We start from the raw sequence: 21,487 nt of genomic DNA, 5'->3' as shown, positions 1-21,487 counted from the left end.
GGGGAGGGGTTAATCTAGTGAAAGAGAACAAATGGCATTTGGAAAGCAGATTAGCACAGATCGGCTCAGTCGATGAGCCGGTCACGGGTGCGGTGAATTACCCGATTTATCAGGCGACCGCGTTTCGGCATCCGCAGCTCGGCCAAAGTACGGGGTTCGATTATTCCCGGACCAAGAGCCCGACAAGAACCGTGTTGGAGGAAGCCTCCGCGGTACTGGAGAGCGGTGACGCCGGCTTTGCCTGTAGTTCGGGCATGGCTGCACTGCAAACGGTATTCAGCTTATTTTCGCAAGGGGATCATCTGATCGTTTCTCTGGATTTGTACGGCGGTACTTACCGCCTGCTGGAAAAGATCCTTTCCAGGTTCGGGATTAGCGCTTCTTATGTAGATACGAATGATCTGGATGCGCTTGAGCAAGTGCGCAAACCGAATACGAAGGCGGTATTCATCGAGACGCCGACAAACCCGCTGATGATGATTACCGACATAGAAGAAGTAAGCCTTTGGGCCAAGCGGCATCAGTTGCTGACGGTCGTCGATAATACGCTGCTGACGCCTTATTTTCAGCGTCCGCTTGAACTGGGTGCAGATATCGTCGTACACAGTGCGACGAAATATTTGGGCGGACATAACGATGTCCTTGCCGGTTTAATCGTCACGAAGGGAGAGGAATTGTCCAAGGAGATCGGTTTCCTGCACAATTCGATCGGTGCGGTGCTCAGCCCAACGGACTCCTATCAGCTTATGCGCGGCATGAAGACTCTGGCACTCCGAATGGAGCGGCATGAGAGCAACGCCTTGGCAATAGCTCAATATCTGCTGAATCATCCGCAGATTGCGGAAGTGTTCCATCCGGGCCTTCCCGGCCATCCGGGTTATGCCATCCAGAAGAAGCAGTCAAGCGGCAATACGGGAATCTTCGCGTTTAAGGTAACTGATGCCCGTTATGTTGAACCCGTACTCCGCCATCTGGAGCTAATCGCTTTCGCGGAAAGCCTTGGCGGCGTGGAATCGCTGATGACTTATCCGGCGGTTCAAACGCATGCCGACATCCCGGCGGAAATCCGCGAGGCGGTCGGCGTGGATGACCGGTTGCTCCGTTTCTCGGTCGGCATCGAGCATGCGGAAGATTTGATCGCAGATTTGGGACAGGCGCTGGAAGCGGCGCGGATTGAAGTCGAGGGAGGACAAGGCCATGAGTGACGCAGGACAACATCAGCAAGGGAATGAGGGGCAAAATGGGCCGGGTAAAAAGTTCGACACAAAGCTGATTCATTTCGGCAATGAAGTGGACGCGGCTACCGGAGCATCCAGCGTTCCGATTTACCAGGTTTCCACTTTTCATCACCATGACATCTTCAATCCCCCCGAATACGACTATAGCCGTTCGGGAAATCCGACACGTCAGGCCCTGGAGGATTATATCGCCGTACTTGAAGGCGGCGAGCAAGGATTTGCCTTTTCCAGCGGGATGTCGGCGATCTCGACCACGTTTATGCTGTTTTCGGCAGGCGATCATCTGATCGTTACGGAGGACGTGTACGGAGGTACATACCGGCTGCTTACGAATATATTGAGCCGTTTGAATATTGAAGCGACGTTCGTCGATATGACGAATTTTGAAAATGTCAAAGCGGCGCTGAAGCCGAATACGAAAGCCGTCTATATGGAGACGCCGTCCAATCCGACCCTGAAAATCACGGATATGGCGTTGATCGCGGCTTGGGGCCGAGAGCATGATCTGCTCAGTATCGTTGACAATACATTTATGACTCCGTACTATCAACGGCCCATCGAACTTGGCGTAGACATCGTATTGCACAGCGCCACCAAGTTCCTGGGCGGACATAGCGACGTGTTGGCCGGACTGGCCGTGGCCCGCAGCGAATCGCTCGGACGCCGCCTGAAATTTCTTCAGAACGGTCTTGGCACGGTGCTGGGTGCTCAGGATTCCTGGCTGTTGATGCGAGGCATGAAGACGCTCGGCGCGCGAATGGCGCACAGCGAAATCAGCGCCCGCAAGCTGGCCGATTGGCTTAACCAGCGTAAGGACATCGACGCCGTCTTCTATCCCGGTCTGCCGGATCATCCTGGCCGTGATGTCCAGGAGAAACAATCGACCGGTTACGGCGCTGTCGTATCCTTTGATGTCGGTTCGGGCGAGCGGGCGAAGCAAGTGCTGAGCAAAGTGAAGCTGCCGCTTGTAGCCGTCAGCCTTGGCGCCGTCGAGAGCATCCTGTCCTATCCGGCAATGATGTCGCATGCATCGATGCCGCGGGAAGTCCGGCACGAACGCGGAATCACCGACGGCTTATTACGATTTTCCGTCGGTCTTGAAGATATCGACGATCTGATCGCCGATTTGGAGCAGGCACTGGAGAATAACTAAATTGATGTGCGAAACGGCACCCGAAGCAGATCGGGTGCTGTTTTTTGGTGACGATTGTGTTACGATTATTTTATTGGTGTTGGAATTTTATTGATTAGCTATTATAGAACAAACGCAAGGAGGCAGCAGAATGACTGCGATTAATGATATTTTAGATAAGGCGCTGCAAGGGGAGCGCCTCGATCTTGAAGATACGATCAAGCTGTTCGAGTCGGACGAAGTGGAGAAGATTGGTCATGTGGCCAATATTTTGATGGAACGAAAACATCCCGATCCGGTGACGACGTTCGTGATCGGGCGGAATGTGAATTACACGAATGTTTGCGACGTGTACTGCCGGTTTTGCGCTTTTTACCGCCGTCCCGGCTCGGAGGAAGGCTACGTGCTGCCGGATGAAGTGATTTTTCAAAAAATTCAGGAAACGATCGATGTCGGCGGAACCGAAATTTTGATGCAGGGCGGAACGAACCCGAATCTTCCCTTCAGCTATTATACCGACCTGCTTAAAGCCATCAAAGCGAGATTCCCAGACATTACGATGCATTCCTTCTCTCCTGCGGAAATTATGAAGATGAAGGAAGTATCGGACGGGCTTTCCATCGAGGAAGTCGTGCGTGAAATTCATGCGGCAGGCCTGGATTCTCTTCCTGGCGGAGGCGCGGAAATTCTGGACGACCGCACGCGCCGCAAAATTAGCCGGGCCAAAGGTTCTTGGCGGGAATGGATGGATGTCATGCAGACAGCGCACCGGATCGGCATGAATACGACCGCAACGATGGTCATCGGATTCGGCGAGTCGATGGAGGAGCGCGCCCTGCATTTGCTTCGGGTCCGCGAAGCACAGGATGAATGCTTGCAAAACGGATATCCGTCCGAAGGATTTTTGGCCTTTATTCCTTGGACATTCCAGCCCGACAACACGAATCTGAAGGTCGAGCGTCAGACGCCGGAATCTTATCTTAAGACCGTGGCCATCAGCCGGATCGTGCTTGACAATATCAAAAACCTGCAATCCTCCTGGGTAACGATGGGTCCTGAGATCGGCAGGCTGTCGCTGCAATACGGCTGCAATGACTTTGGCAGCACCATGATCGAAGAAAATGTCGTATCTTCCGCCGGAGCGACTTATAAGGTAAATATCGAATCCATTCTGTCCATCATCCGGTCGGCAGGGAAAACCCCGGCGCAACGGAATACGAAATACGATATTTTGCGTGTATTTGATCAGGATTCCAGCATCGAGCGGGATTTCATCATGCAGAATTAATACATTTTCAAACTGGTAATGCTGGCTATCTTTCCATAGGCTCGTCTCGTATATCCGTTTCCTTCCCGCCATATACTTTGGGAAGGAAACGAAAGGGGGAGGGCTTATGGATTTTTTTATGCTGCGTGCGGATTTAAAGGGCATTTTTTCGGAACAGCAATTTCTTGATTATCTCGGCAATACCGGCGGTGCGGTACATAATGACGCTACCCCGGTATACTTCGGCCATTCCCTGAATGGAACCGTGATGACCTTTACGATTTCCTTTGCGGAGCCACATTTCAGTCCGGAATTAAGACAAATGATGATGGAAGATCTCGCGCGAGGGATGGCTGCTTACATTGTGGATGTCCGGGAAGAGAGCATAGCGATGAGCATCGCCTCGAAACAGTATTCATTTTCCTCACGCGAAGAAAGTAGGGCTGCGGAACAGTGCTGCCATAAACTGCTTGCCGGTCCTGAAGAAGGAGACCAAGCGGCAAGGCAACGGCGAAAAAGCGGAATATATAAGGTCCTTAAAGAATATTTGCAGGATAACCGCTATTTAGACCTGGATGGTTTTATTGCTTTCCGGCTGCCTGAATACAGGGACAAGCTGCGTGAAACGGTGGAGAACGCCATGGAGGAATACCTGCTGGACCAGCAGTATGAGGAATTCATTCACTTGTTGCAGTATTTTGTTCATTTCCAGGAGCCGCTCATCCCGCTGATCCATCTGATGCATAAAGAAGATCATGAATTTCATATTTTGAACGAACAATTTTCCAAAATCAGCGTTCCTTCCCAAGGCGGCGTCGTGGCCCAAATTGCGGATCAGGAGATGGAAATGGAGGATATGATCGTCAGTACGCTGATTTCCTTATCCCCTGACCGGATTTTGATTCATACGCTTGAGCCCGAGGCGCAAATTATTTTGACGATCCGGCGTATTTTCGGTGACCGCGTGGAACTCTGCTTGCATTGTCCGCGCTGTCAATTGTTTCATCAGGAGCAGTTCCATAGGGATCAGGGAACCTGAGGAGGTCCTTGACGAGCTTTCGCGTTAGCTTTATAATTACACATAATTCAAGTCAAAAGCGTTGACAAAGACATGAACCAGAGCAGCGGACAGTGCAGAGAGAGGGAACCTTGGCTGAAATTCCCTTGTGATCCGGTTTTGGTTTACCCCTTTGTAGCTGTGATTCCGAACCTGTTCAGGGAATTCAGGACGGAAATAAGGATCGCCGGTTCATTACCGTTACCAGATGCTCAATAAGGGCTGCACTTGCGATGGCAGGTTGGCCGAATGAGGGTGGAACCACGGGTAGATAACGCTCGTCCCTTTCCGGGACGGGCTTTTTTTTGTCGTCCGTTTCCGGGACAATAAATTTTTTCGGGAGGAAAAGACAGTGGCAATTAAAGTATCTTTGCCGGATGGTTCGGTCCGGGAATATGCGGAAGGAAGCACTTTAGAAGATGTAGCGTCATCGATCAGCAGCGGTTTGCGCAAAAACGCCGTAGCCGGCAAAATCGACGGCAAAGCGGTGGATCTGAATACGAAGCTGGAAGACGGGAACAAGGTGGAAATTGTGACTCTCGATTCCCAAGACGGTCTGGAAATCATGCGTCACAGTACCGCCCACTTGATGGCTCAGGCGGTTAAACGCCTGTTTGGCGGCAAGGAAGTGCTGCTCGGTATCGGTCCGGTTATTGAAGACGGATTTTATTATGACATGGATCTGGAACACCCGTTGAATCCGGAAGACCTGCAAAAAATCGAAAAAGAAATGGAGCGGATTATTGGCGAAAATCTGCCGATCACCCGTCGCGAAGTCAGCCGGGAAGAAGCGGTAGCGATCTTTACCGAACTCGGCGATCCATACAAGTTGGAACTGATCCGCGATCTGCCGGAAGAGAGCGTCATTTCGATTTATGATCAGGGCGAATTTTTCGATCTTTGCCGTGGACCGCATGTTCCTTCGACCGGTAAAGTCAAGGTGTTCAAGTTGCTGAGCGTGGCCGGCGCATACTGGCGCGGTAACAGCAACAACAAGATGCTGCAGCGGATTTACGGCACGGCGTTCGTGAAGAAAGCCGAGTTGGATCACCATCTTCTCATGCTGGAAGAAGCCAAAAAACGCGATCATCGTAAGCTCGGTAAAGAGCTGAACATCTTTACGTTCAACAATCTTGTGGGTCAAGGGTTGCCGATCTGGCTGCCTAAGGGCGCTACTCTGCGCCGGACGCTGGAGCGGTATATCGTCGACATCGAAGAACGCCTCGGTTACCAGCATGTGTATACGCCAGTGCTTGGCAATGTCGATTTGTATAAAACTTCGGGGCACTGGGAGCACTACCAGGAAGACATGTTCCCGAAAATGACGATCGACACCGAGGAATTCGTGCTTCGTCCGATGAACTGCCCGCATCACATGATGGTTTATAAGAGCGATATGCGAAGCTACCGTGATCTGCCGATCCGGATTGCCGAGCTTGGTATGCAGCACCGTTATGAAATGTCGGGCGCGCTGACCGGGCTTCACCGGGTGCGTTCCATGACGTTGAACGACGCGCATATTTTCTGCCGCCTGGATCAGATCAAGGGGGAATTTACGCGCGTACTGGATCTCATCAAACAGGTGTACAGCGACTTTGGCATCCATGAGTACCGGTTCCGCTTGTCCTATCGGGATCCGCAGGATACCGAGAAGTATTTCCAAAACGACGAAATGTGGAATACGGCCCAACGCATGCTACGCGAAGTTGTCGAGGAAGCCGGTCTGCCGTTCTTCGAGGCTGAAGGCGAAGCGGCGTTCTATGGTCCTAAGCTGGACGTGCAGGTGAAAACGGCGCTCGGCAAAGAAGAAACTTTGTCCACCGTGCAAATCGACTTCCTGTTGCCTGAACGCTTTGAGCTGGAATATGTCGGCGACGACGGCGCGAAACACCGTCCGGTTGTCCTTCACCGGGGCATCCTTGGTACGATGGAACGTTTCTCGGCCTTCTTGCTTGAGAACTTTGCCGGAAATCTGCCGCTCTGGCTGGCGCCGGTTCAAGCCAAAATCATTCCGGTTTCCGGGGCGTTCGAAGAGTATGCACGTGCAGTTGAAGAGAAACTGCGCGCCGGAGGCATCCGGGTAGAGAGTGATCTGCGCAACGAGAAGCTCGGTTACAAAATCCGGGAAGCACAGCTGGAAAAGATCCCTTATATGTTCGTAGTGGGCGAAAGCGAGCAAAGCAGCGGCAGCGTCTCCGTCCGCAAACGCGGTGAAGGGGACCTTGGAGCGAAGTCGCTGGATGAGGTACTGGCGTTCCTCCAGGACGAAATCCGCAATCACGTGATATAGTGGATTTTTTGAAGTTTATTTGAATTGGAATTAAAAAAAACATTGAATAATCGATGTATAAACTGCGGCGCATGTGGAAACCCTTCGGAATAAGGGGGAGGTTTTCATATGCGCCAATTTGTATTGTGGCGGAGAATCGGATTAAGTTTGTTAACGATTCTTCTCATTCACGGGATCGCCGCAGAATGTAAAATTCATGCCAATACTATAGATTTTTCGAAGAACCCGTATCATCAATATGTTCTTCGGGAATATCGGGAAAATGCCCTGAGGCTGGAAATAGCTGCAGCCAACCAGCCGCAGAGCGAAAAGACCATGAGTTCGATTCATACGCCTCTTCAGGGCAAAAAGATAAGTGACGTAAAAGTGGAGGCGGCCAAGAAGAAAGTCCAAACGGTCAAAGTGATGGCTACCGGTTATACCGCCGGTTTCGAATCCACGGGTAAGAAGCCGAATCATCCCCAGTACGGAATTACGTATTCGGGGGTCAAGGTTCGCCGGGATAAAGATACGATTTCGACGATTGCCGCGGATTTGAAAGTATTTCCGCTTGGCACCATTCTTTATATTCCCGGTTACGGTTACGGCGTAGTCGCGGACAAAGGTTCGGCGATCAAAGGGAACAAAATCGACCTGTATTTTAAAACGACCAAGCAGGTGTTTAAGGAATGGGGCAAGAAGGAAGTAGAAGTCCAGGTGATCCGCAAAGGGAACGGTAAGCTGACGGAAGCGATGCTTAATAAATTAGGCAAAGCGATGGAGGTCGGACAAGACATTCCTGATAAAGTATGGGAGCTGGCCATTTGATCAAGCTGAATATTTCGCAATATCTGTAAGCATAATAAAAGGCGTGGTCATAACTGACCCACAAGTCATACAGCGCTTGCGCTTTATGCAAAGGGAGGTGAAATATCATGCCTAATCAAAAAAACAAGGCTGCTTCTCCAGGCTACAAAACGCCAAACGAGAAGTTTAATGCCGAATTTGCTGAAGAATCCACAGCAACGGTTGCCCAAAAAGCGAAAGCATCCCGGAATGCTGTGAACAACCAAGGTTCAGGACAACAACAACAATAACGCAAAGAATCGACAAGGTGCTTCCTGACCACTCAGTCTGTGGTCTGAGGCACCTTTTTCTCATGTACAGCCATTTTCTATAGAAAATGATTTGGATAAAAAAGTAAACCCCTCCGTCTGTAGACCGAGGTGATCTTCCATCCGGCGCCGCTGTTGCACGTCCCCTGTATACGGTAAACTGGGTTTAACCATTCAGGAATGATGAAAACGGAGGGAACTGCAATGAAAAACGGAATGATGGGACGGTTGATTGGCGGCCTGGTGCTGATCTCCATCGGCGGAATATTTTTATTGAATCAGATGGGGATTACCGATCTTAGCCTGGGTTATCTTTTCGCTACCTATTGGCCTGTATTTTTGATACTTGGCGGCCTCGGTCAGCTCAGCAACGGAAATTGGAAGGGCTCCAGCTTTATCGGGAGCGCAATATTAATTATTATCGGGGGCTATTTTTTAGCAAACAATCTAGATCTAATTTCGTTGTCACCGGGAGATTTCTTTAAGTACTTCTTCCCGCTTGCGCTCATTGTTGGCGGCTTGTGCGTGTTGTTCAAACCGGGCCGCGGCAAAAAATACCGGAACGACGATTTTCCGCCTCCTCCACCTTCAAGACCACCGGTACCGCCGCTGAACGACACTTATATTCCGGAGATGGAATCTCCGCTAGACTCCATTTTTGGCGGTTTGGAACAAGAAGAGAAGAAAAAAGAACAGAAATTCAAACATGAGAAGTCGCACCATTACGATGCATTCGGCAAAAGTTATGGCAACGACGGCGGATTCTCCGGCGGAACGGAGAAGATCAACAAGTCAGGCTTTATCGGAGACGTTCATCTGGGGCAGGATTATTTTGAGCTTCACCCTACGAATATTTCTCACTTTATCGGCGATACGATCATCGATTTAACGAAAGCGCAAATTCCTTACGGAGAAACCAAAATTAATGTGTCTGCATTCATCGGTGACGTGAAGGTGTTTATTCCGGACGACATGGATATCGGGATAACCGCGGTTTCGAGCGCTTTTATCGGCGATTTAAAGGTGCTGAACCAGAAACAGGGCGGATTTATGAGCAATGTTCAGGCTCAGTCCCCTCATTTCGGAGAAGCCAGTAAACGGGTAAAACTGTTGGTCAACGTCTTTATCGGAGACGTTAAAGTGAATATGGTGGGTTAAGCTTATGATGGTGCAACGGATTTTGAAAAATACGAAATGGGAGCTTCTGCTTTTCTTCTTGCTGGCAGGCGGTTTGGCGGCGATTACTCTCTATATCGGGACCGTAACCGGGGTCATTGTGGTCAATGATTCCCGGATATGGATTTACGATATGGCGGGTGTCGTCGTTTTGACGCTCATTATCGGGTATGTCGCCGGACGGCGTATCCAGGGGCGGATTGATTTGATGCATCTGAACATGCTCCAGGTAGCTAAAGGCAATTTATCGGTACGTATGCCGGAAACGGTGGATCAGACTTTTGCCGGAGTATATCAGGAATTCAACAACATGACGGATGCGGTAGAAAAAAAGATGCAGCTTCTTCAACGGCTCGGGGAGCAGGAAGTGGTGGAGAAGGAACAGGCTGCGGAGAAGGCCGTTCTTGAAGAACGGCGGAGGCTGGCCCGTGACTTGCACGACACGGTCAGCCAACAGTTGTTTGCGATTCATATGGCGGCTTCCTCCCTTCCTAAAGTGCTGGAAAATAACGAGGCGCAAGCGCATGCGGTCATGGATCAGCTCATCTTGATGTCCAATACGGCGCAAAAACAAATGCGGGCGTTGATCGCCCAGCTTCGCCCCATGGAACTGGTCGGAAAGAGTCTTGCGGAAGCGCTCGATCAGTGGTTTCCCGATTACTGCAGGCAAAATGGACTTAAAGGGATCAAGGACATGGATGTGCAAGGCGACATGTCGGAAGCAAAAGAGCATCAATTATTTCTGATTGTACAAGAAGCAATGGCGAACATCGTCAAGCATGCCGGGGCCCAGTTGGTCAGTTTGTCGCTGCGGGAAGGGCCGAGACAGGTCGTGCTCAGCATCAGCGATGATGGACAAGGGTTTAGCGGCACCTCTCAGAAACAGGGGTCTTACGGGCTGACCACGATGCGGGAACGGGCCGAGAAGCTTGGGGGACATGTGGAAATTATCAGCAAGCCCGGTGCGGGAACGACGATCAGGGTACATATTCCAAAGTTTGAGGATGGTAAAAGGGGAGAGCGGGAATGAGCGGAAAAATCAAAGTGATGATCGTGGACGATCATGACATGGTACGGATGGGGCTTAAAACTTATTTGATGCTGGACCCCGGGTTCGAGGTTATCGCCGAGGCCGGAAACGGCCAGGAAGCGCTACAGGTCTTGGAAGCCGGGGTGGAGCTGGGACATCCGGATATCATTTTGATGGATTTGATGATGCCGGTCATGAACGGCGCCGAAGCGACAAAAGCGGTGCTAAGCCGGTTCCCCGGCATGAAAATCGTAATTTTGACAAGCTTTCTTGAAGATGAGCTGGTCGTGCAAGCGGTAGAGTCCGGAGCGGTCAGCTATGTGCTGAAAACCGTGTCCGCGGAAGAGTTGATCTATGCGCTGCAAGGGGCTTACCGGGGAATGCCTGTAATGACGGGGGACGTAGCCCAGGCATTGACGCGGGGACTTCGCCAAAGGACGGTGCAGGGCGATGATTCCGGCATGACGGAACGGGAAAAAGAAGTGCTGCTATTGATCGCGGAAGGAAAAAGCAACAAAGATATCGGCGAGGAACTGCACATCAGCATAAAAACGGTGAAGACGCATGTCAGCAATCTATTGATGAAATGCGAGCTTGAAGACCGGACGCAGCTTGCCATTTATGCCCATAGACAGGGATGGGTCTCCAAACAGTAATCCTATATTTTTATACCCTACTTCTTAAACCTATTCCTTACTCTTTCGCTTTTATCTCCTTTTTAATTGTTTTTAAGGTACGCTTAAGGTTTATAGTACAAAATAAGAACAAGAAAACAAGATAACCCCTGTAAGGAACAGGGGAAGGAGGGTACATCACCATGGACGAGGAAAGAAACAAATCTGGTCAGCCTTTTGGGGAGGACATGAACAGCAACGAAAATAACAACGATAAACCCCGGCAATCGGAAGGTTCCGGCTCATCATATTATTATTCGTACGGACCTTTTCAATCCTATGGCAAAGACGGCGACAACAGCGATGGCGGAGCTTATCCGTACGAGCCCCGGCAGCAAGAAGAAGTGGAAATCACCAGACCGCAGCCGGTTCGGCCGATTCCCGCGTCTTACGAGATTCGTTCTGCGGGAGACGGCATCGGAGGCGGTGCCAATGGAGACGGAAGATCCTCTTCACCGGCAAAAAATTCGGGTAACTGGCAGTTTAATAAACCGCCGAAAAAATCGTCGTTCAAGTCGGTACTGGCTGGCGTGTTGGCCGGGATGCTGATTATGACCGGAGCGATGGTGTTTGCGGATAGAGAAAATTTATTCACGGGAGATCAGCCTGCGGCAAGCGTGGCTGCGCCGGCCCCTTCGACTTCAAACGGAGGCGACAGCGCGAAAGAAAGCCAAAGCGGTTCTTCTTCATCCAAAGCTACGCAGGCACTTTACCCGATCACAAATCCCGGCGACGTGACTAACGTAGTTCAGCAAGCGGGACCGGCGGTCGTGAAAATCGAAACCCTGGTCAGCTCAAGCAAGCAAGGTTCGGGCAGCAATCCCTACAGCAATGACCCGTTCTACCGTTACTTCTTCGGTGATGATTACGGAAGCGGAGGCAATTCAGAAGATAACGGAGGAGGAACCTCCTCGGGATCGGATCAGCTTGTTCCTACGGGAATCGGCTCCGGCTTTATTTTCGATAAGAGCGGATATATTTTGACCAATGAGCACGTGGTGCATAACGCGGATGTTGTTCAAGTAACGGTTCAGGGTACGGATAAACCGTATGAAGCCAAAGTGCTTGGCACAAGCTATGAACTGGACTTGGCCGTACTGAAACTTGAAGGCGACGGAAACTTCCCTTCGATTCCGCTGGGGAACTCCGACAACACGGAAGTCGGCGAATGGCTCGTGGCGATCGGCAATCCGCAAGGTTTTGACCACACAGTAACTGCCGGTGTGCTCAGTGCGAAGGAACGCGGCATTACGATTGCCGGCGAGAACGGGGAAAAGAACCGTGAATACGAGCATCTGCTGCAAACGGATGCCTCCATCAACCCCGGAAATTCCGGTGGTCCGCTGTTGAACCTGAACGGGGAAGTCGTAGGAATTAACGTAGCGGTAAGCTCGGATGCCCAAGGGATCGGATTTGCGATTCCGACAAGTACGATTAGCGAAGTGCTTGACAAGCTGAAAAACAATGAGAAAATTCCGCAAAAACCGGTACCGTTTATTGGCGCAACACTGATGACGATGACCGATGAAGTGGCGAAGCAAATGGGAACAGACGTGAAGGAAGGCTCTGTCGTATCTGATATCGTCTTCAAATCTCCGGCTTATAACGCGGATCTTCGCCCTTACGACATCATCACCGGAGCGGACGGGAAATCCTTTGCCACTAAAGAAGCGCTGATCGAGTACATTCAGACGCAGCAGGTCGGCGACGAAGTGACCTTTAATGTAGTTCGCGACGGCCGCAAGCTGGATCTGAAAATTACGATCGGCAACAAGAATAATTTTAACAATCTGGAGTAAGCGGGCGGGAACCATGTCCGAGAAAGAGAGGCGGCAGGCTGAGGCCTGCCGCTTTTTTTAAACCGAGGTTTAGGGCAAAGCTTTAGCCTAAGCTTGTTTGGCTGGTCTCTAAAAAGTCCGGTTTTTTTGTTAAAATAAATGAGTGAGAAGAAGTATAATGGCTGGCTGCCCGACTGTCGGTGAAGTTATCCAATGCATGAGTAAGGGCGGCCTGAATAAAAGGAGTGATGGTAAGTGAGATCTACAATTCTGGTCATTGATGACGATGAAAAAATCACCTCCATGCTGCGGCGGGGTTTGGCTTTTGAAGGGTATGACGTACATACGGCGCTTAATGGTGCTGAAGGGTTATCGAGAGTAATTACGGAAAACCCCGATCTGATTATTTTGGATGTCATGATGCCGCAAATCGATGGGTTTGAGGTATGCCGCAGGCTGCGTGAAGGCGGAAGTAAGGTTCCTGTGCTGATGCTGACGGCCAAAGACGAAGTAGAGAACCGGGTAAAGGGCCTGGACACCGGGGCGGACGATTATCTGGTGAAGCCCTTTGCGCTTGAGGAACTGCTCGCGCGCGTTCGCGCTTTGCTGAGACGGAAAGAACCGGCAGGCGAAACCGAGAGTCATCGGCTTGCATTTGAAGACATTCTCATGGACATGGATTCCCGCGAGGTGCTGCGGGCAGGCCAACGTCTGGAACTGACGGCGAAGGAATTCGATTTGCTGCATCTGTTCATGCAAAATCCGAAGCGGCTGCTGACGCGCGATCTGATTATGGATAAAATTTGGGGATATGATTACAGCGGCGAGTCCAATGTGCTGGAGGTCTATATCGCGATGCTCAGACAAAAGACGGAGGAGTATGGCGGCAAAAGGGTCATCCAGACGATTCGCGGCGCAGGCTACATACTGAGAGGAGACTCCTAGAGATGTCGATGAGATGGCGGCTAACCGCCTGGTATACGGGGATTTTGGCAGTAACCCTGATCTTGTTCGGAGCTTCGATTTACGGATTTGTCAGGTTTTATACGTATGGCGAAGTGAAAAGTCGGCTCGAAGAGCAGGCGGAGAAAATAAAAAACTCGCAAAATTTCAGTCTATCCCAAGGCCTTGACCTGTATCTTGATCCCATGCAGGCAGAGCGGCTTGAGGATGCGCAATTGTTTGTCCAAATTCATAATTATACGAACGGCTACACCCGATTTTCCCGGAACATGCTGGATCGTCAATTGCAATTTCAGGTACCGGATTCCAGCGAGGTTTCGAAGATTTTCAGATTTCAAAACACTCAGTTGAACGGCTACTCTTTTTTGTTGTATCAGGTTCCGGTTAGTTTGAACGATAAGGTAATCGGGCTTGTTCAACTGGCAGCCTATACCGGTGCCGAGGACCGGCTTATGGAGCGGATGAAAACGATTCTGCTTATCGGCTCCTTTATTACGATTATAGTGGCGAGCACTTTCGGTTTGTTCCTTGCCCGTAAATCGATGGCGCCGATCGGCAAGGTGATCGAGGCGGCGAGCGGGATTCAGACCGGTAACGATCTTAGCGTACGGATTGACTATGATGGGCCCAATGACGAAATCGGCCGCTTAATCGGCACGGTCAACAGTATGCTGGCCCGGACGGAAGGATTTTATAAGGAGCTGGACGAAGCCTATTCAACGCAGCGGCGGTTCGTGTCCGACGCTTCCCATGAGCTGCGCACCCCGTTAACAACAATTCGCGGGAATGTGGATCTGCTTAAAAAGATCTGGTCTGCCGAAGAGGGGGCCCGCCCGGAGATGGATGAGGAGCGGCTGAGAAACTTTTCGCTGGAAGCCGTAAACGATATTGCGGATGAGTCCCAGCGGATGAGCCGGCTGGTGAACGATATGCTGTCCTTGGCGCGCGCGGACGCCGGACAGACGATTGCGCGGGAGATGGTGCCGATGGCTCCGCTCGTGGAAGAAGTGATCCGCAGGGCACAGTTTTTGCCGCGTAATGCAGTCTGGGTCCAAGGGGATCTGGAAGTGCTGAATGGGGCAAGCGTTTTTGGCAGCAAAGATTATTTACAGCAAATGCTCTTTATTTTTATAGAAAATGCCTTTAAATATACGCCTGAAGGCAGCGTTACGTTGGATGCGATCCGTGCGGGCGAACAGATCGGGATTCGCATTACCGATACCGGGATCGGTATGGACCGCAGCGAGGTGCCCCATATTTTTGAGCGGTTTTACCGGGCGGATCCTTCCCGTGGCGTAACGCCGGGAACCGGGCTTGGTTTATCGATCGCGAAATGGATCATTGACGAGCATGGAGGATCGGTCGAAGTCATGACCAAGTTTGGCGAAGGGGCGACATTCGTAATCTGGCTTCCGGTCGTCTTTAATGCCTTGCCGGAATAGGCTATAATAGAGGAGGTTCCCTCCGGAAGGAAAACCGGGAACGAGAAAGCAGGGATAGAAGAATGGAAGTTATTAAAATCTCGCCGCGCGGTTACTGCTACGGGGTTGTGGATGCGATGGTACTGGCCAGACAGGCCGCCAAAAACCTAGATCTTCCGCGCCCGATTTATATACTGGGCATGATCGTTCATAACAGTCATGTCACGAATTCTTTTGAGGATGAAGGCATTATCACGCTGGACGGTCCCAACCGGATGGAAATTTTGGAGCAGGTGGAGAGCGGAACCGTCATTTTTACGGCACACGGCGTATCTCCGGAAGTACGAAAGCTGGCGCGGGACAAAGGTCTTACAACCGTGGATGCAACCTGTCCAGACGTCACGAAGACGCATGTTCTAATCCGTGAAAAAGTGGCTGAAGGCTATGCTATCATCTATATTGGTAAAAAAGGCCATCCTGAACCGGAAGGCGCCGTTGGCGTTGCTCCTGACAAAGTTTATCTGATCGAGAAGGAAGAAGAGATAGAAGCTCTGGAAGTGGCAGGCGATAAAATCGTGATTACGAACCAGACGACGATGAGTCAATGGGACATCAAGCATATCATGAAAAAACTGCTGGAGAAATTCCCCGGCGCCGAAGTACACAACGAGATTTGCCTGGCGACTCAGGTGCGGCAGGAGGCCGTGGCGGAACAAGCCGGGCAAGCCGACCTGGTCATCGTGGTCGGAGACCCGCGCAGCAACAATTCGAACCGCCTTGCCCAGGTATCCGAAGAGATTGCCGGGGTAACAGCTTACCGGATCGCGGATGTAAGCGAATTGAATCGCGATTGGCTAAAGGGCGTTCAAAATGTGGCGGTGACATCCGGCGCATCAACGCCTACGCCGATCACGAAAGAGGTCATCGCTTACCTGGAGCAGTATGAGCCCGAAGATCCGGCGACCTGGGAAATTGTACGAACCGTCAATATGCAGAAGCTGCTGCCACCGGTGAAGGCAGGAGTAAAGAGTAAAACCGATGAGGTTCGCAGCTAATAAGCAAGCCAAGTGCTGGTTCGAACATTACAATAAACCGCCCTTTAGGATGGCATCCCAAGGGCGGTTTTAATGTATGAAGGGAAGATTTCAGTTCTATTACCAACTTTTGCGGGGTCCTTCTTTACGAGAATCATGTTATACTCCTGATAGAAAGATTACAAAATTGTTACTATATCAAACTAGCTATCAAGGAGATGACAGCATGAGAACAACCCGAATGAGAAAACATTTGATTACCGGAGGATTAACTGCCATTCTGGCAGCAGGTCTCGTCTTGCCTGCATCGGCTTCGGCGGCGTCCAATAATCATGATACGACGAATACTACGTCCTATTGGAAAACCTACTTCTATTCGATTCCTTGGAACGAAATCTATAAGCAACAACCGGTGCAAAACGGAAATCAAGGTACGACTGGCGGAACGAACGGAACGGTTCAGAACGGCAATTCGGGCAACACCAGCAACACAGGCAACACAACTAACTCCGGCTCTTCTTCCCAAAGCGGATCAAGCACCGACAAATCGCAATTTGCTACCCAGGTGATCACGCTCGTGAATCAGGAACGTGCCAAACAGGGGCTGAAGCCGCTCGCCGGTAATGCGGAATTGAATAACATGGCTTTAGCAAAAGCGAAGGATATGAGCCAAAACAATTATTTCGACCATACGTCTCCAACCTACGGTTCGCCGTTCGACATGATGAAGAAGTTCGGCATAAGCTACAGCTATGCTGGCGAGAATATTGCCATGGGACAAAAAACACCTGCGGAAGTCGTTAATGCCTGGATGAACAGCGCTGGCCACCGTGCCAATATTTTGAATGCCAATTACAATTTGATCGGCGTCGGCTATTATAACGGGTATTGGGCACAAGAGTTTGTAGGCAGATAAACAACGAGGAATGCTTGAAAATGGCGGTGCAGATATTAGCGGTGCGGAGGTTTATTTCCGCGCCGCTTTTTTTGTTTATGGCAAGCCTGCCTTCATTCGAACTTTTCCAATGGGGAACCAAGGGAGCCGTGATTTGTGTTCTCTCATTGGATAAATTACCCTACATAGTTGGATATTGTCCAATCAAGCGGATAGCCAGTATCCGCAGGTAACTAATTACGCGAAAAGGGTTGACGAGAAAGGTAAAAACCGTTATATTTACTTTAATGGATAAAAGCATAAAAGCGAACAAGCGTTCAAGCGAAATAGTATTCTGCGGATGAACGCTTTACATCGAATTAGTTGGGTTAAACCCGTTCAAATGAGAGGATGAAGGAATCATGATCGTTATTACTTCGAATCAAACGCCTGAGGAACGCGTTCAGGAAATTATCGCAGTCATCGAAAAGGAAGGGCTGCAAACCCATGTGTCCCGCGGGAAAGACCGGACGGTTATCGGCCTGATCGGCCAGATCGAACCGAAGCTTGCTGAGCATTTGCGGCAGATGAAGGATGTAGAAAATGTCATCAAAATATCTAAATCATACAAATTAGCGAGCCGCGACTTCCACCCGGAAAATACGGTGATCAACATCGGAGACGTGAAGATCGGGGGCGGAGATCTGGTCGTCATGGGCGGCCCTTGCGCCGTGGAATCGCCTGAACAAATCGACGAGATAGCAAGACTCGTGAAGGCTGCAGGCGGGCAAGTGCTGCGCGGCGGCGCCTTTAAGCCCCGTACGGGCCCGTACAGCTTCCAGGGCGTCGGTGTGGAAGGTCTCGTCATGATGGCCGAAGCAGGCAAAAAACACGATCTGTTGACCATTACTGAAGTTATGACTCCGGAGTATGTCGACGTCTGCGCCGAATACGCCGATATTTTGCAGGTGGGTACCCGCAACATGCAGAATTTTGATCTGCTGCGGAAGCTTGGAACCTGCGGCAAGCCGGTGCTGCTCAAAAGAGGATTCAGCTCCACGTATGATGAGTTCCTGAATGCCGCCGAGTACATTTTGGCTGGCGGAAACCCTAACGTGATGCTCTGCGAGCGCGGTATCCGCACGTTTGAAACTTATACCCGTAATACGCTCGATTTGTCGGCAATTCCTGTACTTCAAAATCTGAGCCATTTGCCGGTCATTTCCGACCCTAGCCACGGGACGGGACGCAGGGAACTCGTCGAGCCTATGACCAAGGCATCCGTAGCCGCCGGCGCGGATGGACTCATTATCGAAATGCATACCGATCCGGACAATTCGATGACAGGGGACGGCGTGCAATCTCTCTTTCCGGACCAGTTTGCAGCTTTGCTGCAGGATCTGGAGAAGTTAGCCCCATTGGTCGGAAAAAGGTTTGACACGCCGAAGGCCGTGCAAATTTAAACAAAAATCCAGTGGTTTCCTTTCAAATTTGAGCTCTCCCGCACTTAGTAGCGGGAGGGCTTTTACACTTTTTGTCGACAAATTTGTACTTAGTGTAATAATACCTTACACGGCATATAAAAATACCTTACATGGCTATTGACGACATTCATCGTGCAGTTCTATAATGACGACAGAATAAATATAAAGGATGAACGTTAAACCAGTTTTAGAGATTTAATGTTCGTGATTTGGGGAGGAAGTTATTATGTCAGCAGAGTTGGTTATGAAAACAATTCAGGAAAAGCAAATTGAGTGGGTCGATTTTCGTTTTGTTGACTTATCAGGTCGCGCACATCACATTACTCTTCCGGCTAAAGAGGTAGATGAGGATACTTTTGTAAACGGGGTTGCTTTCGACGGGTCTTCGATCCCGGGCTTCCGCGGAATTGAAGAGTCCGATATGGTGATGATGCCGGACCATGGCGCGGTATTCGTGGATCCTTTCACGGCTCATCCGACACTGAACGTATTCTGCGACATTTTCACGCCGGACGGGGACAGATATGAGAGAGATCCGCGCAGCATAGCGGTTCGGGCGGAAGAATATCTGAAAGCAAGCGGCGTCGGTACCGCTGCATTCTTCGCACCGGAATCGGAGTTCTTTATTTTTGACGATGTTCGTTATGAGAGCGGAATGAACAAAACTTCTTATTCGGTAGATTCAGAGGAAGCGATCTGGAATACGGGACGTACTGAGGAAGGCGGAAACCTTGGTTACAAAATCCCGGTGAAAGGCGGTTACGTACCGGTTGCTCCGGCTGACAAACAGCAGGACATCCGTAGCGAAATGTGCCGTCTATTGGATGAAGCAGGCATTCGCGTGGAACGCCATCATCACGAAGTGGCGACTTCGGGCCAGGCTGAAATCAACTTCCGTTTCGATACCTTGTTGAAAACAGCCGACAATCTTATGGTGTATAAATACATCGTCCACAATACGGCCATTCAATTCGGAAAAACGGCAACCTTTATGCCAAAGCCTTTATTCGGAGATAACGGCAGCGGGATGCACGTTCACCAATCGATTTTTAACGGAGACACTCCTTTGTTCTACGAAAAAGGCGCCTATGCGAATCTGAGTGAGACGGCGCTGCACTATATCGGCGGAATTTTGTATCATGCTCCAGCGTTGATCGCGTTCACGAATCCGAGCACGAACTCGTTCAAACGTCTGGTACCGGGTTATGAAGCTCCGGTGAACCTGGTTTATTCGAAGGGCAACCGTTCGGCTGCCGTACGGATTCCGGTCGCAGCCGTGACGCCTAAAGGCTGCCGGATCGAATTCCGTACGCCGGACTCCACGGCGAACCCGTACCTCGCATTCTCGGCCATGCTGATGGCCGGTCTGGACGGAATCAAACGTAAGATTGATCCGACCAAGGAAGGCTACGGTCCGTTCGACAAGAATATTTACGAACTGTCTGATGAAGAAAAAGCGGGTATCCGCAGCGTTCCGGGATCGCTTGACGAGGCCTTGAGTTCGTTGGAATCCGACTATGAATTCTTGACAGAAGGCGGCGTATTTACCAAAGCATTCATCGATAATTTCATTGACCTGAAACGCGCAGAAGCCAGATCGGTAGCGATCCGCGTTCATCCTTACGAATTTGGGCTGTACTACGATCTGTAAGTAAGGCAAACAAAAAACGGCTGGAACCTGAATCTTCGGGTCCAGCCGTTTTTTTGTTTGATGAAATAAAAAAAGCCGCTCACAAAAACTCGCGGCGGCCTAACTTTAAAGCTGAACTTTCAATTTATCCCCGCAGGACTCCCGGATGACAAGCTCGGGTTCCACAACCACATTGCTGGTTACCGATTGGGAATTGATCAGGTCGAATAATAAGGAAGCGGCGAGTCTGCCGATCTTATCCTTGTTTTGGCGGATGGTCGATAGGGCCGGACTCGTATATTTGCAAGCTTCAATATCATCGCAACCGATGATGGCTACGTCTTCGGGAACGCTGAACCCATGCTCCTTCAAAGCGCGCATCGCGCCGATGGCAATTAAATCGGAAGCTGCAAAGATGGCCCTTGGTAGGCTGCCGATATCGATCATTTTGTTGATCGCTTCATATCCGCTATCTTCGAAAAAGTTCTCTCCGTTTACGAACCAGGTTTCGGTTACCGGAAGTCCGAAGCTTTCAATGGCATCCTTGTATCCTTTCTCCCGCATATTGGAAATATCGGATTCCAGCGTGCTTCCTATGTATCCTAGCTCCCGAAATCCTTGCAAATAGAAATGTTCAACCACTTTGTAAGACATTTTGTAGTTGTCGGACATAATATAACCGGAGCTTTTCCCCTTCAGCTCGATGTCCACGCCGATGCAAGGAATTTCGCTGTGATCCAGCTCGCTGATTGAGGGCTCCACCTGCTGTCCCGTAACGATGATGCAGCCGTCAACTTGAAAGTGGCGGCATCTGGCCAAGTAATCTCCGTCTACGGCATGGGATTTTTCATTGGAAAAGAATAGGAGGTCGTATCCGAGAAAGCCCATCTGTTTCTTAAAGGAGTTGAGTACTTCCACGAAAAATGGATGGGTAAAGTCAATGTTCAGTTTCCCGGCAAAAATAACGCCGATCAAACTGGATTTCTTGGTGGCCAGCGTTTTCGCGGAATTTGAAGGCACATAGCCGGTCTGCTTCATGATTTCGTGAACTTTCGCTTTGGTTTCTTCTGAAATATCACTATAGTTGTTAATGATCTTGGATACGGTCGATACTGAAACCCCCGCCATTTCCGCAATCGTTTTAATATTGATCGGCAAGGTGAAGCCCCCTTCTGTTGAAACTGATTCATTTCACGGGATATTCTTGCTACGAAACATGTTTCGTGACTTTAGTTTACATGTTCGCATTAAGCAAGTCAATCCAAAATAGCAGGTCATATGCCGTCAATATTGAGGAGAAAACCGCTAATATAAAAGGAAACTTTAATGTTAATCGTCTTTTGGA

The 21,487-nt window shown here is 50.2% G+C and carries 18 protein-coding genes; 17 read left to right on the top strand and 1 reads right to left on the bottom strand.

Annotation, left to right across the window (positions count from 1 at the left end; all coding sequences use genetic code 11):
* Positions 1–17: 17 nt before the first annotated feature.
* The 17 genes from DFP94_RS19020 to glnA all read left to right on the top strand — a co-directional run bounded on the left by DFP94_RS19020 (position 18) and on the right by glnA (position 20,163).
* Entirely contained in the window at positions 18–1,205 is a 1,188-nt protein-coding gene (locus DFP94_RS19020) for a PLP-dependent transferase (RefSeq protein WP_114498053.1), read from the top strand.
* A complete protein-coding gene (locus tag DFP94_RS19015) occupies positions 1,198–2,391 on the top strand; it encodes a trans-sulfuration enzyme family protein (protein WP_114498052.1) in 1,194 nt (397 codons plus the stop codon). The genes DFP94_RS19020 and DFP94_RS19015 overlap by 8 nt, the downstream gene beginning before the upstream one ends.
* 130 nt (positions 2,392–2,521) lie before the next feature.
* Positions 2,522–3,658, top strand: coding sequence for a cyclic dehypoxanthinyl futalosine synthase (mqnC, locus tag DFP94_RS19010; protein WP_114498051.1), 1,137 nt, complete (start codon positions 2,522–2,524; stop codon positions 3,656–3,658).
* A gap of 106 nt (positions 3,659–3,764) precedes the next feature.
* A complete protein-coding gene (locus tag DFP94_RS19005) occupies positions 3,765–4,676 on the top strand; it encodes a putative sporulation protein YtxC (RefSeq protein WP_114498050.1) in 912 nt (303 codons plus the stop codon).
* A gap of 370 nt (positions 4,677–5,046) precedes the next feature.
* Positions 5,047–6,984 (top strand): threonine--tRNA ligase, encoded by a 1,938-nt coding sequence (gene thrS / locus DFP94_RS19000; RefSeq protein WP_114498049.1) that lies wholly within the window; start codon positions 5,047–5,049, stop codon positions 6,982–6,984.
* Positions 6,985–7,092: 108 nt separating this feature from the next.
* The gene (locus DFP94_RS26325) at positions 7,093–7,791 is read left to right on the top strand and encodes a 3D domain-containing protein (protein ID WP_281269511.1); all 699 of its coding nucleotides are present in this window, start codon (positions 7,093–7,095) and stop codon (positions 7,789–7,791) included.
* Between the two features lie 107 nt (positions 7,792–7,898).
* On the top strand, positions 7,899–8,060 hold the full coding sequence (locus tag DFP94_RS25585; protein ID WP_181873219.1) for a hypothetical protein: 162 nt from the start codon (positions 7,899–7,901) through the stop codon (positions 8,058–8,060).
* A 222-nt stretch (positions 8,061–8,282) separates the two neighbouring features.
* Positions 8,283–9,236: a cell wall-active antibiotics response protein LiaF gene (gene liaF, locus DFP94_RS18990; protein WP_114498048.1), complete on the top strand. Its 954-nt coding sequence runs from the start codon at positions 8,283–8,285 to the stop codon at positions 9,234–9,236.
* Between the two features lie 4 nt (positions 9,237–9,240).
* Positions 9,241–10,284 carry a sensor histidine kinase gene (locus DFP94_RS18985; RefSeq protein WP_181873218.1) on the top strand — a complete coding sequence of 348 codons (1,044 nt, stop codon included), beginning with the start codon at positions 9,241–9,243 and terminating at the stop codon, positions 10,282–10,284.
* Positions 10,281–10,940, top strand: a complete 660-nt coding sequence (locus DFP94_RS18980; RefSeq protein WP_114498047.1) for a response regulator — start codon at positions 10,281–10,283, stop codon at positions 10,938–10,940. Before DFP94_RS18985 ends, DFP94_RS18980 begins: the two co-directional genes overlap by 4 nt.
* Before the next feature lie 161 nt (positions 10,941–11,101).
* The gene (locus DFP94_RS18975; protein ID WP_114498046.1) at positions 11,102–12,757 is read left to right on the top strand and encodes a S1C family serine protease; all 1,656 of its coding nucleotides are present in this window, start codon (positions 11,102–11,104) and stop codon (positions 12,755–12,757) included.
* 234 nt (positions 12,758–12,991) lie between these two features.
* Positions 12,992–13,681, top strand: coding sequence for a response regulator transcription factor (locus DFP94_RS18970; protein ID WP_114498045.1), 690 nt, complete (start codon positions 12,992–12,994; stop codon positions 13,679–13,681).
* Positions 13,682–13,683: 2 nt separating this feature from the next.
* A complete protein-coding gene (locus DFP94_RS18965; protein WP_114498044.1) occupies positions 13,684–15,141 on the top strand; it encodes a sensor histidine kinase in 1,458 nt (485 codons plus the stop codon).
* Positions 15,142–15,203: 62 nt separating this feature from the next.
* Positions 15,204–16,175, top strand: coding sequence for a 4-hydroxy-3-methylbut-2-enyl diphosphate reductase (locus DFP94_RS18960; protein ID WP_114498043.1), 972 nt, complete (start codon positions 15,204–15,206; stop codon positions 16,173–16,175).
* Positions 16,176–16,380: 205 nt separating this feature from the next.
* Positions 16,381–17,070 (top strand): CAP domain-containing protein, encoded by a 690-nt coding sequence (locus DFP94_RS18955; protein WP_114498042.1) that lies wholly within the window; start codon positions 16,381–16,383, stop codon positions 17,068–17,070.
* A gap of 380 nt (positions 17,071–17,450) precedes the next feature.
* Complete coding sequence (aroF, locus tag DFP94_RS18950; protein WP_114498041.1) at positions 17,451–18,491, top strand: 3-deoxy-7-phosphoheptulonate synthase; 1,041 nt, start codon at positions 17,451–17,453, stop codon at positions 18,489–18,491.
* 247 nt (positions 18,492–18,738) lie between these two features.
* The gene (gene glnA, locus DFP94_RS18945) at positions 18,739–20,163 is read left to right on the top strand and encodes a type I glutamate--ammonia ligase (RefSeq protein ID WP_114498040.1); all 1,425 of its coding nucleotides are present in this window, start codon (positions 18,739–18,741) and stop codon (positions 20,161–20,163) included.
* A 105-nt stretch (positions 20,164–20,268) separates the two neighbouring features.
* On the opposite strand, the gene DFP94_RS18940 is transcribed toward glnA, so the two are convergent.
* On the bottom strand, positions 20,269–21,294 hold the full coding sequence (locus DFP94_RS18940) for a LacI family DNA-binding transcriptional regulator (protein WP_114498084.1): 1,026 nt from the start codon (positions 21,292–21,294) through the stop codon (positions 20,269–20,271).
* Positions 21,295–21,487: the final 193 nt, after the last annotated feature.

The sequence above is a fragment of the Fontibacillus phaseoli genome (assembly GCF_003337355.1).
Taxonomy (GTDB): Bacteria; Bacillota; Bacilli; order Paenibacillales; family Paenibacillaceae; genus Fontibacillus; species Fontibacillus phaseoli.
The sequence above is the reverse complement of the archived record's forward strand: the minus strand, read 5'-3'. Positions and strand labels throughout refer to the sequence as shown.